General features: G+C 38.3%; 16 protein-coding genes. All 16 read right to left on the reverse strand.

Going from position 1 to position 17,098, the window contains the following annotated elements:
• Positions 1 to 4: 4 nt before the first annotated feature.
• Positions 5 to 919 carry a 1-phosphofructokinase gene (pfkB, locus tag HMPREF1639_RS00635; protein ID WP_036762162.1) on the reverse strand — a complete coding sequence of 305 codons (915 nt, stop codon included), beginning with the start codon at positions 917 to 919 and terminating at the stop codon, positions 5 to 7.
• Positions 920 to 1,143: 224 nt separating this feature from the next.
• On the reverse strand, positions 1,144 to 1,893 hold the full coding sequence (locus tag HMPREF1639_RS00640) for a DeoR/GlpR family DNA-binding transcription regulator (protein ID WP_036762163.1): 750 nt from the start codon (positions 1,891 to 1,893) through the stop codon (positions 1,144 to 1,146).
• Positions 1,894 to 1,917: 24 nt separating this feature from the next.
• Positions 1,918 to 2,697, reverse strand: a complete 780-nt coding sequence (locus tag HMPREF1639_RS00645; RefSeq protein WP_036762164.1) for an N-acetylmuramoyl-L-alanine amidase family protein — start codon at positions 2,695 to 2,697, stop codon at positions 1,918 to 1,920.
• 162 nt (positions 2,698 to 2,859) lie between these two features.
• Positions 2,860 to 4,782 (reverse strand): OPT family oligopeptide transporter, encoded by a 1,923-nt coding sequence (locus HMPREF1639_RS00650; protein WP_036762190.1) that lies wholly within the window; start codon positions 4,780 to 4,782, stop codon positions 2,860 to 2,862.
• A 94-nt stretch (positions 4,783 to 4,876) separates the two neighbouring features.
• Positions 4,877 to 5,779: an alpha/beta fold hydrolase gene (locus HMPREF1639_RS00655; protein WP_036762165.1), complete on the reverse strand. Its 903-nt coding sequence runs from the start codon at positions 5,777 to 5,779 to the stop codon at positions 4,877 to 4,879.
• A gap of 484 nt (positions 5,780 to 6,263) precedes the next feature.
• Entirely contained in the window at positions 6,264 to 6,689 is a 426-nt protein-coding gene (locus tag HMPREF1639_RS00660; protein ID WP_036762166.1) for a flavodoxin, read from the reverse strand.
• Positions 6,690 to 6,702: 13 nt separating this feature from the next.
• Positions 6,703 to 7,287, reverse strand: coding sequence for a DUF3793 family protein (locus tag HMPREF1639_RS00665; RefSeq protein WP_036762167.1), 585 nt, complete (start codon positions 7,285 to 7,287; stop codon positions 6,703 to 6,705).
• Between the two features lie 454 nt (positions 7,288 to 7,741).
• Positions 7,742 to 9,811, reverse strand: coding sequence for a glycine--tRNA ligase subunit beta (glyS, locus tag HMPREF1639_RS00670; protein ID WP_036762168.1), 2,070 nt, complete (start codon positions 9,809 to 9,811; stop codon positions 7,742 to 7,744).
• Complete coding sequence (gene glyQ, locus HMPREF1639_RS00675) at positions 9,804 to 10,688, reverse strand: glycine--tRNA ligase subunit alpha (protein WP_036762169.1); 885 nt, start codon at positions 10,686 to 10,688, stop codon at positions 9,804 to 9,806. Before glyQ ends, glyS begins: the two co-directional genes overlap by 8 nt.
• Positions 10,689 to 10,786: 98 nt before the next feature.
• Positions 10,787 to 11,392, reverse strand: a complete 606-nt coding sequence (locus HMPREF1639_RS00680) for a DUF4342 domain-containing protein (protein WP_036762171.1) — start codon at positions 11,390 to 11,392, stop codon at positions 10,787 to 10,789.
• A 37-nt stretch (positions 11,393 to 11,429) separates the two neighbouring features.
• On the reverse strand, positions 11,430 to 12,176 hold the full coding sequence (gene recO / locus HMPREF1639_RS00685; protein ID WP_036762172.1) for a DNA repair protein RecO: 747 nt from the start codon (positions 12,174 to 12,176) through the stop codon (positions 11,430 to 11,432).
• Positions 12,177 to 12,262: 86 nt separating this feature from the next.
• Positions 12,263 to 13,639, reverse strand: coding sequence for a magnesium transporter (gene mgtE, locus HMPREF1639_RS00690; RefSeq protein ID WP_036762174.1), 1,377 nt, complete (start codon positions 13,637 to 13,639; stop codon positions 12,263 to 12,265).
• Positions 13,640 to 13,651: 12 nt separating this feature from the next.
• Entirely contained in the window at positions 13,652 to 14,554 is a 903-nt protein-coding gene (era, locus tag HMPREF1639_RS00695) for a GTPase Era (RefSeq protein WP_036762175.1), read from the reverse strand.
• Between the two features lie 78 nt (positions 14,555 to 14,632).
• A complete protein-coding gene (locus HMPREF1639_RS00700; protein WP_052045361.1) occupies positions 14,633 to 15,409 on the reverse strand; it encodes a diacylglycerol kinase in 777 nt (258 codons plus the stop codon).
• An 18-nt stretch (positions 15,410 to 15,427) separates the two neighbouring features.
• Positions 15,428 to 15,889, reverse strand: coding sequence for an rRNA maturation RNase YbeY (gene ybeY, locus HMPREF1639_RS00705; RefSeq protein WP_036762178.1), 462 nt, complete (start codon positions 15,887 to 15,889; stop codon positions 15,428 to 15,430).
• Entirely contained in the window at positions 15,880 to 16,938 is a 1,059-nt protein-coding gene (locus HMPREF1639_RS00710) for a PhoH family protein (protein ID WP_036762181.1), read from the reverse strand. The genes ybeY and HMPREF1639_RS00710 overlap by 10 nt, the downstream gene beginning before the upstream one ends.
• Positions 16,939 to 17,098 lie beyond the last annotated feature (160 nt).

Consider the following 17,098-nt stretch of genomic DNA (forward strand, 5'->3'; position numbering starts at 1 on the left):
TTTACTAATCTACTTTCTCTATTTTAATTTTCTTATAAATCTCTTCAATCTGGTCTTTTGTAGCTATATCCTGGCAAAAGGCTGTTCCCGTACCACTGGCAACTGACCACTTAAAGGCCTCTAGCGGGTCTAGACCTGACTTGATACTTCCTACAAAGCCTGCGAGCATAGAGTCTCCTGCCCCAACTGAATTTACCAGGACACCCTCAACAGCAGGTGCATAGTATACATCCTCCCTGTCAAAGAATAGGGCTCCATCACCACCCATAGATACTATTGCATACTGGGCTCCCATATCTAGACACCTCTTGCCATAAGGTATTATCTGGTCCTTGTCAGTGAAATTCTGACCAAAGAGCTCGCTTACCTCATCAAAATTTGGCTTGATCAAGAGAGGCTCCATCTTAATCGCTTCCTTAAGGGCCTGGCCACTAGTGTCTATTACAAAGTCAGCCCCCTTGTCCTTGCAGATTCTAATTATCTGGTCAAATATATCCCCACTGAGTCCTGGTGCTGCACTCCCTGATATAATAACTGTATCATCCTCTGTCAGACCAGCCAACTTGTCTAGAAAATCTCTTTGCTCTTCTGGAGAAATACTTGGCCCCATGCCATTGATTTCGCTTTCCTGTATGCCCTTAAGCTTTACATTTATCCTTGTATTATGGCCTACCCTGGTAAAGTTTTCCTTCATAGCCTGGTCCTTGAACCAAGAGTAAATATAGTCTCCTGTGAAACCACCCAAAAAGCCCAGCGCCTTATTATCTACACCTATATTAGTGAGTAGCTTTGACACCATTATCCCCTTGCCACCTACGTTTACATATTCGCCCTGCGACCTGTTTAGCTTTCCTTCACTAAATTCGTCCAATTTAACTATGTAGTCAATAGATGGGTTGAGTGTTACTGAATATATCATGAAACACACCTCTTTTCTATCATAATATATTATTTTCATTCATTTTCTATCACTTTATGCCAAGTATACCACTATAAAAACCAAAAATCAACCATTTTTTATAATTTTCTTTCATTTTCTTTCATGAAATATTCAAACAAGCAACCGCTTATATTGTCCAATAAAAAATTGAGGTCATATATTCCCCCTTGATTGAAATATATAACCTCAATCCGTCATCTTATTTATACACTTATTATCCTAGTTTTTTCTATAATCCTCTCATCTATATCCTCTAGCCTGGCATCAGTTACTATAGATACCTCATCTAGGTCGCATATCTTGGCAAAGGATACCTTGCCAAACTTACTGGAATCTGTAACAATATAGACCTCCTTGGACCTCCTAATTGCCTCTGCCTTTATACTTGCCTCGCTAACATCTGGAGTAGTAATAGATGAATTAGCACTAATTCCATTTGTACCTATAAAGGCCTTGGTAAACCTATACTTACCCAGGTCAACTATGGCCCCTTCACCTATTATAGCCTTGGTGATTGGCTTGACGTATCCGCCCAAAACATAGGTCTTGATATTATTTTCCAGTAGCCTGTCTATATTATGTATTCCATTTGTCACAACCACAATATCCTTACCCTTGAGAAATGGAATTATCTCGTAGCAAGTCGTTCCTGCATCTATATATACAAAGTCACCGTCCTTGACTAAATCACCACAGTAACGTCCTATGGCAAGTTTTTCACTTGGCGACTTTTCACTTCTCTCATAAATTGTATTGTCAAAGGTAAATGCCCCATCTATACTCATGGCTCCACCATGTATTCTCTTAATAAGCCCCCTATCCTCTAGGTCGTCAAAATCTCTCCTAATTGTTGACTCACTGGCTCCTAATTCAACTACTAGGTCTTTTAATTTAACGGTTTTATACTTATTAACCTTATCCAGTATATAGGCCTGTCTCTCCTCAGTTAACATAAGTCAAATCTCCTTTTATATCTTTTATATTTCAAAGTACTTGTCAACACCATTGGCAATACCCTCTACTATCTTGGCCTGGTATTCTTGAGTCTGCATCAACCTGTCCTCATGTGGGTTTGACATAAAGCCCATCTCTATAATGCTGACTGGTATCCTACACCAATTGATACCACTCATATTATTGGTCTCTATTAGCCCCTTGTCGGCCGCACCTGTAGAACTAAGCATCTGGACCAGGATCAACTGTGATAGACGCCTGCTATCCCTAACAATATCCGGTGTATATGGATTATCGCTGGCTGGACACATTGTCAGCATACCAGAAGTAGATGAATTGGAATCTCCATTGGCATGAATCCTTAGAAATATTCCATCTGTATACTGGTTGGCTATTTCTGCCCTGCCCTTATTACTGATAGGACAGTGATTATCTTCCCTTATCATAACAACCCTATAGCCCCTTGCCTCTAGTTCGTCTCTCAACTTTAGGGATACGTCCAGGTTCAACTGGTACTCTGTGACACCTGTCACCACACCAGCAGTTCCAGATGACAGCATAGGCTTGGACTGGCTAGCACCAGGACCAATTGGTTCTAGTTCATTCATCGGAGCCTCTTGATGACCGGGGTCTATTACCACTGTATGCCTTACTACAGCTTTTTTATCTTTATCCCTAGAAGTCTCCCTATGAGACTGGTTGGACTGTCCCTTGTCCACTTGACCAGAATTTTGTGGACCACATGCAACTAGGACAAATGAAACCACTACCAACAATGATAATACATAAATAAATTTTCTCATTAATTACCCTACCTTCTTAAATTACCTAAAGTCGCCTTTATATTAAAAACTCACTCTTGACTATTTATATCACAATAACTAATCCTACTTCTTTTTATTATACCACAAAAAGCGACTACATAAGTAGTCGCTCTTGGTCAATATTAATTTCTAATAAAATTATTAGTCATCTGTCTTCAATTTCGTAGCCATAATTGCTATCACGGTTGCGATTACCATTGCAATCAACAATACAATAGCCATGCCGTTACCTGCAGCGAATCCCTTAGGACCATCTCCGCCAATTACACCAGCTACCTGAAGTATGATACCTATTAGACCTATGATAGATCCACCAGCAACTAGACCAGAAGATAAACTAATACCCCTAGATACTCTTGCTATCTTTTCAGTTTCAGACTTGGCCATCTTTTCTACCAAAACTCTAATAAGGGCACCTATCAAGATTATAGAACTTGTAGAAATTGGTAGGTAAAAACCAATAGCAACTGTCATGATTGGAAGGTCTAGGAAGAACATAAATAGGGCCATTACAACACCTACTATGATCATTACCCATGGCAACTCTCCAGACATGATACCAGATGTAAGTGTAGCCATCAAGTTAGCCTGTGGTAGGGCAAATGGAGGGTTAGCTCCTGTAATTGACAACTGGTCAGCAAGTAGGATCATTACTCCTATTACAACAACAACACCAACAATACCTGCTATAGCATAGTGCTTCTGCATTTCTGGCTTGTTACCTCCGATTACAAATGTAACCTTCTGTGACTGTGTATATCCACCTGCCATAGCTATGGCAACAACTATAAATGATGCAAACATCAATAGAGTCTTGTTACCAGCCGGGTCAGTCCATCCTGCTATAACGAATATTAGAGTTGCTATAACTAGAGATGCGATTGTCATACCTGAAACTGGTAAGTTTGAAGTACCTATAGTACCTGTCAATCTACCTGCAACTATTACAAATAGAGCTGATAGTATGAATGATATAACTATACCAACAATAGCCATTATGATACTTCCTGATACCATTACGGCACCAACAAAACCTATTATTATACCACCGAATAGTATTAATTTCTGAACTGTAGAACCTTCCTGGTTTCCACCGGCTGCCTTAGCACCCATTGTCTGCTTGATAGATGTAACGATAACTGGTATAAGTTTGATAGCTCCTATTACGCCACCACACAACATCATACCTGCACCTATATACTTGACATAGGCTCCTGAAATTGTATTTACATCCATCTGTCCTATAGCTGTAGATGCATTATTCCAAACTACGTGCCCTTGACCAGCCATATCTGAGAAGTAACCTATCAAAGGTAGTATACCGAAGTTTGATAGGATTGATCCAGCAAACATTGCTAGTGATACTTCTAGACCAACTATAAATCCTATACCTAATAATAGTGGGTTGGCTTCTATTTCAAACTTGAACTTGTAACCTGTTTCTCCCAACTTACTGTAAACACTGTTACAGATATTTAGGAATGAACCTGTTAAAACTGTTATAATACCACTGATTACAAATCCTACACCCATAAACTTAACTGAGTCACCAGCACCTTCTGATGCAACAAGTGTTTCAGATATAGCCATAGATTCTGGGTACATTAGGTTACCGTGTTCTTCAACTATAAGATAGTCAAGAACTAGAGATGCAATACCTAGACCGAATAGGACACCTCCAACTCCTATTACTATACCTTCGATGAAAGATATCTGGCTTCCAACCAATAATATAGCTGGTAACACGAAAATCAAACCGCTGGCTACTGACTCACCACCACTGGCCATACCCTGAACAAGGTTCTTTCCTAGTAGACCCTTCTTCTTTGCAAATGCAGCTATAAAGGCAGAACCTATTATGGATCCTGGTATACCGGCAGCAACCGTTAACCCAGCCTTCATACCTGAATAAGCTGTAGAAGCCGCAAACACTATTGTTAAAATCAAACCGATAATCATAACAACGGCATTCGAACCTCTCTTTGTCTCATCAGTGTTGTAAGGTATATAATCTTTACCCTTTACACCACCGTAAGCTTCTTTTGATAATTTTTTAGCACTCATTATCACAATTTCCTTCCTTTTAAAATTTAAATTAAAAATAATATTTTAATTCAAGTTCTATTATACCACAAAATACTGGTCTGTGGTGGTTTTTCTATATATTAACCATCCAATTGAAAATATATCTAGTTATTTCATCCCTATTTAACTCATTTAATATTTCATGCCTACAATCCGGAAATAACTTTTTAATAACTTTTTCAAATCCCTCTTTCTTGAGGATCGAATAGTACTTGTCTACTCCTTTTCCATAGTCACCAACAGGATCTTCTTGGCCAGATATCAAAAGAATTGGAAGGTCTTTGGGCATCTTGGCTATATTTTTCTCCTTGGCTACATAGTTGACCCCTTCAAATATAGCCCTATACATGCTGACAGAGGGTATGAACCTACAATACCTATCAGCTAGGTAAGAATCCACAGTAGTCTCATTCCTAGTCAACCAGTCAGATACGGTCCTCTTGTTCTTAATCCTGTCATTGTAGGACCCCAGTGAAGTCACATGCAGAAACTTACTCTTGTACTTGTCACCCTTAAACATCTTCATAAGACCTGATGCAAGCAGTCCAAATCTAGAAGCTGATAGGGGAACCTGTCCAGTCCCCATTACGATTAGTCCGTCTATCCTATCTCCATATAGGGAGGCATATGTCCTAACAGCAAAGGACCCCATAGAATGTCCCAACATAATATAAGGTAGATCTGGGTACTTGGCTGCCGTCTGTCTCTGAAGGTCTGCAATATCCTCAACTAAGTCCATCCATCCTGCAGTAAATATGCCAAAGTTCTCTTTGTCTCCAGCCGTCCTTCCATGGCCCATATGGTCATTGCCAACTACTACATATCCTTCTCGATTTAATTCCTTGATAAACCTCTCATACCTGCCAATATGCTCTATCATACCGTGAACTATTTGCACAACTCCCCTAGGATTGTCTACAGGCCACTCAGACGCATATATATTTCTTTCTCCATAATACCATTCCAACTTATCCATCCAAACCAACTCCTTACTCTTAAACAAATACTGCCCTTAAAACTTATTTATAGCTAAAAATCCACCCTATAGACACGTGATTTTTCAAATACCTTATCTATGTCATAATAGAACATGCTTTCATCTGGCTCCAATAGCCTTTTTCGTAAGTGGCTGCACTTATTCCAATCAAATTTCTGAATTTTAAATCCATTTAAGCTGATTATACTCTCATCAACTTTTTCTTTCAAGGTATATTTTCCAAAGCTTTAGAATATGCTATATCTTGAAATATGAAGAATCTTAACAAGAAAAAGAGAGCTATAAGCCAGCTCTCTTTTTAAACGATTATTTTATTTTTTGGGTATGTCAAAAAACTTAATTTACTATTATATAAATCAAATTACTAAATATACTAATTTATTCTTCACTATTACTTTATTTAAATTTTTAATGTATATTAGTACATGAAATGACTAACTGTAATACCAGCAGGTATTTATCACTACTTAGCGAATGTTTCTCCTAGTTCTACGCACATAGCTAGACCTTCATCATTTGGAGTTTCGTTGATGATCAATCCATCATCAAATAGGTTAGCACCAGCATCTTCTACTCTTGACTGCCAGTTTCTCATCCATTCACCATCTCCCCATCCGTATGAACCGAATAGAGCAACTCTCTTACCACCTATTGAACCTTCTGCATCTTCAAAGAATGGTTCAAATTCAGCTTCTTCTAGAACTTCTGATCCCATTGATGGGCAACCGAATATTAGAGATTCATAGTCCTTTACACTCTTATCTGGGTCATTTGATATGTTGATTACATCGTATTCAACTCCAGCCTTAGCTAGACCTTCACCAATAGCCTCTGCCATTGCCTGTGTATTACCTGTTCCACTCCAATAAAAAACTCCAACTTTCTTCATTTTGTAATTCCTCCTATGCTATGTATAATTGATTTTTAAACTGGTCTAATATATTTTCCAAGCACTCTCCGCAACTCATCTTTTCCATCATCATACATCTAGACCTATCATATAGTTCGAACAACTCCTTGGCCTCTTCAGTATCACCATAGACCTTCCAATAGCCACTGTACTTATAATTCTTACCATTATTCTCAATAAATCCTAAGATATCTGATACAGGATAACCCAAAAAAGCACCGATTTCATGGGGAAAGTCTCCCTTGCTCATCCTCATCTTCAAAGTAGCAATATACCTGTTCAATGACCAAGAGCTAGAGTAACCATAGTCCTCCAAGATTGTATTTACATCGGCCCTTCTCAAATACTTGTAGAGTTCGGCTTGCTTATAGACAAATACTAAAATCCTCTGACCACACTCACATATTGGATTAATCTTTATATCATATTTTCCAAATTTCCTATTATAGTACTGAACCAGTCTACCATATTCGGGCAACTCTTTCTTAGATATGGATACCAGATTAGAAACCTTTGCCCCAGTCAGTACCGGCGAACAGTAGTATGCGAGTATGTTTTCAAACTTTAAATCTGCCATAAAATATACCAACCTTCCTTAGATGCAAGACTGAATTTTTATATCAATCAAAATCTATTATTATTATAGCAAGCTTGATAATTCCTGTCAATACTTTTTGATAATAATTTTCGACAGTTTTTACACTTTTCTTTATTAAATGTATTACAAATTGATATTGCAATTTTGGTAAATGTATTATCTTTAAATCTGCATAAATCAAAAGATTTTTCATATAAGAATTTTATCGATATCTCTTTTACTATATAACTCACCTCCTAAAACCCCTTTTATATGAAAAACACAAATAGACCTTGTAAGTAACAATTGGAGAAGAATTACAGTAATATCATTACGAAGATGAAGAACAGAAAATTCAAGTGCAAAGCACGTTTGAATTTTTCTGAATCAAGCAACGATATTACCAATTCTTAATCCAAGTTAATACAAGGTCTATTAATATTTACCTATAAATCTACTTATACACTATCTTTGACAAGTCGCATATCTTCAGCATAGCCTTATAGATATTAGCAAGTAGGGCCAACCTATTCTTTCTAACATCCATATTCTCATCCATTACCATGACTGTATCAAAGAAAGCATCTATGGCTGGCTTTAATGAAGCAAATGAATCAAGAGATTCTGTATACTTTTTCTGTCCCATAAGGCTTTCTATATCCTTTTCTACTAGGACAAACTTAGCATATAAGTCTTTTTCTGCACCTTCCACAAAGGCTCCTTCACTTATATCTAGTCCTTCAGACTTTTCTGCTAGTGTAGATACCCTGTTGAAGGCTACTAGCATATCATTTAGACTTGGCTTGTCTATCCAAGCATTTATCGCCTGGGCCCTAGCATATAGGTCGGACATATTCTTTTCATCACTAGCCAAGACTGCATCTACAACATCATACCTGATGCCCATATCCTTGAACATTACCCTAGTCCTATCATTGAAGAAGGCAACTATCTGGCCAACTACTGCATCCTTATCAAAGTCTACACTTGAATACTGGTCAAGGGCTAGTCCTGCCAACTTGGCTATATCTAGCTCTATATTCTTTTCTAGCAATATAGTCAGGATACCTAGACACTGACGTCTAAGGGCAAATGGGTCTGCTGATCCTGTTGGCTGGATACCTATAGCAAAGAAGCCTGCAATAGTATCTATCTTGTCTATAATTGACAAAATAGCACCTTCTGTCGACTCAGGAATCTGGTCTCCACTAAACCTAGGCATATAGTGTTCATATATAGCCTGAGATACTATAGGATCTTCACCATCTAGCTTTGAGTATTCCATACCCATATATCCCTGTAACTCATCAAATTCAAATACCATACTAGTCACTAGGTCTGCCTTAGATAGGTAGGCTGCCCTTTCTAGTAGGTCTTTATTAGCTCCTGTTTCTATAGCATCAGCTAGCTTACCTGCTAGTAGGTCTAGTCTTTCTGACTTGTCTAGTAGGGTACCTAGCTTTTCCTGGAATACAACTGTATTCAACTGCTGCCTATAGTCTGCTAGAGACTTCTTCCTGTCTTCATTGAAGAAGAATAGGGCATCTGCCAACCTAGCCTCTAGGACTTTTTCATTACCCTTCTTTACATTTTCTATCATGTGGTCGCTACCATTTCTAACAGCTATAAAGTTAGCCAATAGGTCACCCTTGTCATTTACTACTGGGAAGTACCTCTGGTGGGCCTTCATTGGAGTCTTTACTACCTCCTTTGGTAGACTAGAGTATTCCTTGTCAAACTCTCCGTAAAATGCTGTCGGATATTCAACTATATATGTTACCTCTTCTAGTAGGTCTTCATCCATGTCTACCCTACCATTGATACTAGCTGCCACCTTGTCTATCTGGTCTCTAATTATAGCCTTCCTCTTGTTCTGGTCAAGGATTACATAGTTTTCTTCTAATTTTGCTAGATAGTCTTCTATGCTTGTTACCTCTATTGACTTGGCTCCTAGGAACCTGTGTCCTACAGTCTTGTTAGAGGCTATTATACCTTCCATGTTCACTGGAACTATCTTGTCATTCATCAAGGCCACAAGCCACCTGATAGGTCTCACGAACCTCATATTCTTGCCTCCCCAACGCATTGACTTAGGGAATACTACTGCCTTTACTATATCGACTAGGACCTGACTCAAAATTTCCTCAGTTTCCTTGCCTTCCTCTTTTAGGGTTGCATATATATATTCAGTTCCATCTAGGTCCTTGAAGTATACATCAGCCTCTGTAAGACCCTTGCCCCTCATAAATCCTAGGGCTGCCTTTGTGAAACTTCCGTCTTCTTCCAAGGCTATCTTCTTAGATGGACCCTTTACCTCTTCTTCTAGGTCTGCCTGCCTATCAGCCAAGCCCTTGACCACTAGGACTAGTCTTCTTGGTGTTGCATATGTTTCAATACCAGAAAAATCAACCCTGTTATCTGTTAAGGCCTTTGTAAGGTTGTCCTTTAGCTGACCAAGAGTAGACTCCACAAACCTTGATGGCATTTCTTCTACGCCTATTTCATATAATAGATAATTATTCATTTCTTTCACCTGCCTTCAATAATGGATATCCTAGTTCTTCTCTCTGCTTGACATAGGATTCTGCTACTATCTTGGCCAAAGACCTTATCTTGCCTATAAAGGCAGCTCTCTGGCTAACACCGATAGCACCCCTAGCTTCTAGGGTATTAAATGTATGAGAACACTTCAATACATAGTCATAGCAAGGTATTACTAGACCTATTTCAGCTAGACGCACTGCCTCTGCCTCATACATATCAAATAGCTTGAATAGCATTTCTGCATTACACTCATCAAAAGCGTATCTAGAATTTTCATATTCCTGCCTTTTGAATACCTCTCCATAAGTGATTTCGTCATTCCATTTTAGGTCATAAACGCTATCAACATCCTGTATATACATACCTATTCTCTCAAGACCATAAGTGATTTCTCCAGTCTCAAGTTCACATTCAATATTACCTACCTGCTGGAAGTAAGTGAACTGAGTGATTTCCATACCATCTAGCCATACTTCCCAACCTAGGCCCCACGCACCTACTGTAGCTGCTTCCCAGTTGTCCTCAACAAACCTAATATCATGCTCGTCTGGATTGATACCTATAGCCCTTAATGACTCTAAATATAGGTCCTGTATATCATCTGGTGATGGCTTAAGGATTACCTGAAACTGGTGGTGCTGGTAGAGCCTGTTAGGGTTTTCTCCATACCTACCATCTGCTGGCCTTCTTGATGGTTCTACATAACAAACACTCCATGGCTCAGGCCCTAATGACCTAAGAAAAGTATTAGGATTCATAGTTCCGGCACCCTTTTCTACGTCATATGGCTGTGTCATTATACAACCTTGCTTTGCCCAGAAATTTTGCAAAGTCAAAATCATTTCTTGAAAATTCATAAATATCTCCTCCTGATTAGTCTATTTTCTCCTTTTGATTTTTGAGTCTTATAAACTGCTATTTTTCTTTAAATCTTATATTTTTTGGCTTTTTGTGCTTATTTTTCTTCATCATCCTTTTTGGGATCATCTTCCTTGATCAATTCATAGATTATATCATCACTTGAATCATCGCCCTCTTCGTCCTTGGATTTTTTAAATGCCCCCCTTATATCATCAAAAGAATTGAAGATTATTTCTTTTAATATTTCTAATTTTTCCGGTGTCAAACTACCCATATCTACGCTTTCCCCGCTAGTTTCATCTGTGATCAAGACTGAGTACTTGCTAAGAACTGCTGCTGATAGGCCAAGTAGTGACAAGACTGGCATAGCCGCTATACCCAATACACCTACTGTCAAAGGTATGTTTAGGACAACCTTGCCCTCTTTTTGTACTATTATCCTAACAACTGTAGTCTTTTTGAATAGGTCAGCTAGCTGACCCCTAATTTTTTCTGATTCCTGGGATATATTCTCCCCAAACCTGCGTATCGATTCTTTTTTGTTCTCAAAACCTGTATCTTTCTGACCAGATTCAATGTATATTATTGCTTCTAGTACATTTCCATCAGTCTTGATTAAGGCTTCTCTAGCTTCCTTGTATGTTGCGTATGGAAGTCTATCCAATACTTGGTCTACCATCTCGATTGTTATCTGTGACATAATTATCATCCTTTCTCAAGCTATAAGTACTTAGTACTTACTTTAATGTCTTTAAGAGGCCTAGTGACTTGAAACTGACACTTTCAAAGTAATTGACCAGGTATCTCTTTAATAAAGAAAAAAGCTCCCTGACCAAGACCCCTGCCACTCTAGCCTTGCTACATACTATTATATCATTATTTAATATATATTGCATAAGCGATATAGTAGTTTGGTCCAATTTTATGTAAAATTTTTCCTTGTGGTAACAATTATTACACACCAAGCCGCCATCTTCAATAGAAAATACAGCATATTTCAAATTTTTGTTGCCACATATTGGACACCTATCCACCTGAGGTCTATAACCCATATAATCAACAAACTTGAGCAAAAAGGCATCTAAGACCAGCATCTTGTTTTCTATTTTCTCTGAGTACAAAAAAAGCGTCTGAGCCAGAAGCTCAAATAGCCTATTATTAGGCTGGCCTTCTACTATATTTTCCTCTACTAGCTTGACTATAAAGGATGCATAGGAAAAACTCTCAAAATCCATGGATATATTATAAAAGCTCTTTATATTATCTGCCTGATAGACTGTAAACATATCCTTTTGCTTCCTCAGGCTGTAGTTATTATAGGAAAATAACTGGGATGCAGATAAAAACCTACTCTTTTGCCCCTTGGCACCCTTAGCTATGGCCGACACCCTGCCGTATTTTCTAGTGAATATGGTCAATATAAGGTCTCTGTCCTTGTATTTGACAACCTTCAAGACTATGCCTTGCGTATCTAAAACTATCATTTTTAACCCTCATAAATTAATATAAAAATAGCTAAATTGTAATTTTCATTCCAATTTAGCTATTCGCTACCGTCATCCAATTATATCTATATCAGAAACAGTGTTATCATTATATAGTACACCACTATTCCTACAACATCCATCAAGACTGCCATTATAGGAGAGAATATAGCTGCTGGATCTGAATCCATTTTGGTTAGTATGATAGGCAATAGGGTACCTGCACATGCACCTAGTACCATATTAATCAAAACCGTCAAGGCAACAACCATTGTTATCTCCGGCTTGCCTATAAATATAGCTAATAGGGCAACTGCTATAATCGCTATTACAACACCATTTATCAAACTACTGATAATCTCCTTTAGTATGAGTACCTTGTCTATGCCCTTGTCCTTATCTGTCAAATTTATTATAGTTACAGACGATGATTGACTGCTGACACTTCCTCCCATAGCTACTACTAAAGGTGCTAGGAACAATAATTCTACTAGATTCTTATCTATGACCTTTTTGAAGTTCATAAATATTATAGCGGCTATAAATGAAATAAGTGCTGTCAGTATTAACCATCCTATCCTACAACTTACACAAGATATAATCTGCTGACTTAGGGTAGAGTTATCATCTTCATCAGTGTCTCTCTCCCTCTCACTGCTACCAGCTATCTTGTATAGGTCTTCTGAAGCCTCTTCTTCCATTACATCTATAATGTCATCAATAGTAATTATACCCTTTAAGATGCCTTCATCATCAACAACTGGAACTGCTACGAGGTTATACTTGGAAACTATCTTTACAGCCTCTTCCCTATCGTCATTGTCATTTACTGACTTGACGTTTTCCATCATTATTTCCTCAATTATCTCTGAGTCCTTGGCTAGGAATAGCTCCCTCAGCGAAAGAACACCCACTAATTTCTGTTCATCATTGAGTACATAGATATAGTAGATTGAGTCTGCATCAACTGCCTCAGCCCTTATATGCTTGATAGCCGCATGGACATTGAGGTTGTTGTTTACAGTTACATAGCCCTTCTTCATGGTAGATCCAGAAGTCTCATCCACATAGGCCAAGAGTTCTCTTAGTTCTGTCTCATCTTCCTTACTGACCATATCCAGAATCTTTTCTCTCTCTTCTTCGCCCATCTCTCTCAATATATCTGCTAGGTCACCTAGTGACATTTCTTCAAATATACTCCTGACATGGTCTATTTCCATTTCTGAAATAAGCTCTACAAATAGGTCTAGTTCACATTCTTCTAGAATTGACGCTGCTATATCCAAAGGCAGTATTTCAAACAACTTAACCCTATCAACCTCATCTAACTCCATCAATACATCATATATATCTACCGTATGGTACTCTTCTAATGTCTCCTTCAACTCAATGAGCTTGGATTTATCAATCATTTCTTTAACTTCATTGTACAACTCTCGCGACGAGTCCTGTTTTTTATCCATCACAACCACCTTTTAATCTCTATTTTCATTCAAACCAAAATCATTAATAAAATTAGTCAAGTTTCTCCAATTTTCTTTGACCTTCACCCATAGTTGGAGATTAACTTTTGTATCCAATAAAAATTCTATTTCTTCTCTAGCTGATTTTCCTATACCCTTTAGCTTTCTGCCATTCTTTCCAATAATGATGCCCTTGTGGGAATTTCTTTCACAATAGATAATTGCTGATACATCTACTATTTCTTTATCCTTTCTAGCCTTCATCTTTTCTATTTCAATGGCTATACCATGGGGAACTTCATCATTTGTGTACTGTAGCACCTTTTCTCTAATCAGCTCTGCCACTAGTACCCTCTCAGGCTGGTCTGTCACCATATAGTCTGGGAAGTACTTTGGCCCTACATCTAGTGTCTGTTTTAAAGTTTTTACCAAAGACTCTATATTTGAACTCTTCAATGCTGATACAGGTATTATTTCCTTAAATACACCCTCTTGGTCATACATCTTTATCAATTCAAATATATCTTCTTTGTTTGCTATCTTGTCAATTTTATTGATCACAAGAAAAACAGGAACTTTTGCCTTTCTTAGGTTCTCTATGATCATTGAATCGCCCTTACCAATCTTATCTGACTCATCAACTACAAATAAAATACAGTCAACATTTTTGAAAGAATCCTCTGCCGACTTTACCATCATCTGCCCCAACTTGTTTTTTGGCTTGTGTATACCTGGTGTATCCAAGAATACTATCTGAGCCTCTTCATCAGTGTATACAGCCTGTATGGTATTTCTTGTAGTCTGAGGCTTGTCGCTCATTATTGCGATCTTCTCACCTACTATATTGTTCATCAGTGTTGATTTTCCTACGTTAGGTCGACCTACGATACTGACGAAACCCGATTTATACTCCATATATTTCTCCTTGTATTTCCTCTTTTTATTTTGATAAAACATTTTAATTATATCATATCCGGGAATATTTTTCAAATTTTAATAAAATAAGCCCAACTGGAATATAACTATGGCCACCAGAGTGCCCAATATACCACCTGCTACTGTTTCCCAAAAGGTGTGTATCTTGCCTTCAATCCTACTCTGGGCCACCAAAAGGGCCATCAAATAGGCCAATGATGAAGCCTCTACCCTCTCTGTCATAAGGGTAATAGACGTCGCTATAGCAAAGGCCAGGGCTGCGTGCCCACTAGGCATACCACCCTTTAATGGGGTTCCTGTAAAGGTAATGGCCTTGACTACAACTACTGCTATCAGAACTACCACTATACATATAAGTGTAATATGTAGCTCTGACTCCCTAATCCTATATACTAGGTTGCCAGTCAGTAGGGTCAACTTTTTATAAAATAGGATATATGCCACTGCTACTGAATATATGGCAGATACCAATACTGCCCCGGCAGCCACGTCCTTGGCTATCTTGGCCAGGGGATTGTATTCTTGAGTCACCATATCTACAGTCTTTTCTACAGCAGTGTTTATCATTTCCGTAATTACAACCATGGTAATAGCCCCCAAAAGAACTATAAATTCCATCTTTGAAAAGTCAAAAAATAGGCTGGCAATCAAGACGATAAAACAGGCTAAATAGTGAAATTTCATATTCCTCTCACTCCTAAAGGTATAAAGTATACCTTCAATTGCCGCATTTACAGACTTTGTAAAACCCTGCTTGATCTTTTTATCCTTATTACTCTTGAATATCCTATATTTTTCTCGGTCTTTTTCCTCTCTTATCTTGTCCTTATCCATATAGATACCTCACCACTTCTAGTTTCTAGTAATACCCAACTTGCCAAGTACGGCTTCCTCCCTAGCATGCATGTCAATAGCATCATTTTCTTCCATATGGTCATAGCCAAGTAGGTGGAACATACTATGACATACCAAGAAGCATATCTCTCTTTCCAAACTATGACCAAAATCCTTGGCCTGTTCAGATGCCCTTTCAATTGATATGACTATATCACCTAGGGATATCTGACCAAAGTCCACATCGACCTCTTGGCCATCATACATAGGGAATGATAGGACATCAGTGACCTTGTCAATATTCCTGTATTCCCTGTTTATATCTCTTATTTCATCATTTGTCACAAAGGATAGGCTAACCTCATAATCATCATCGTAGTCCTCATATGCTAGTACTTCAAGCATGACAGCTTCTATTTTATCCATAAAATCTTGGTCCAACTTGGCAAAGTCTTGCCTATCATCAAAAATTATTTCCATTTTTTATCCCTACTCTTTCCTCTTGAGTCATTATTCCTATCTCCGGTCCTAGTATCCCTAGCCCCTCTTTTTTCACTTGTTTTTTCCTTGAATTCCATCTTTTTTTCGTATTTTGAATAGGCCTTGATAATCCTCTGGACTAGCTCGTGTCTAACAACGTCCTTTTCAGTCAGTTCCTTGTAACCTATACCCTTGACACCATCCAATATCTTGATTGCCTGGACTAGACCACTCTGCCTAGACCTCGGAAGGTCTGTCTGGGTGATATCACCTGTCACTACTGCCTTTGAGCCAAATCCTAGTCTAGTCAAGAACATCTTCATCTGCTCCGGAGTAGTGTTTTGTGCCTCATCTAATATTATGAAGGCATTATCTAGGGTCCTACCCCTCATAAAGGCTAGTGGTGCCACCTCTATAGTTCCCCTCTCCAAGAACTTGTTGAACTTGTCCGGGCCAAACATATCAAACAAGGCATCATAAAGTGGCCTTAAATATGGATCTACCTTGTCCTTCATATCACCTGGCAGGAAGCCTAAGGTTTCTCCTGCTTCGACTGCTGGTCGTGTAAGTATTATCTTCGTCACCTCATCTGCCTTGAAGGCCTTGACAGCCATGGCAACTGCTAGGTATGTCTTTCCCGTACCGGCAGGCCCTATACCAAAAGTTATGTCATGGTTTTCTATTAGATTCACATATTCCTTTTGCCCTAGTGTCTTTGGTTTGACTGGGTTACCCTTCTTGGTGATTACTATAGTCCCTTCTAATTCCTTAATCCTATCCTGGCTGCCATCGAACATTAGGTCAATTGCGTATACAATTGCCTGCCTGTCCAGGTTCTTGCCAGTTTCAACCATCCTATGTAGCTCCGTCAAGAGTTGAAGGGTAGTCTCTACATTCTTCTCTTCTCCAAGAACTACAATGTTACCCTCTCTTAGCAGTATGTCTGTATTTAGATTCTTTTCTATAAGTTTTATATTTTCGTCAAAATTACCGAATAGTTCGTGTTCAAATTTAGGCTCGTAAATCTGAAACTGTTTTTGTATTATCAAGTTATCACCTCTATTTTCATCATTTATACAGTTATTATATCAAATATATTGACAAAAGGGTAGAGGACAGTACTTCCATACTGTCCTCTAAAATAGGTGAGATTTAAAAGGTTCTATGTCAAATAACGTTGGTGATAATTTAAATCAATAAAATCTATTA

The sequence above is a fragment of the Peptostreptococcus sp. MV1 genome (genome assembly GCF_000758885.1).
Lineage (GTDB): Bacteria > Bacillota > Clostridia > Peptostreptococcales > Peptostreptococcaceae > Peptostreptococcus.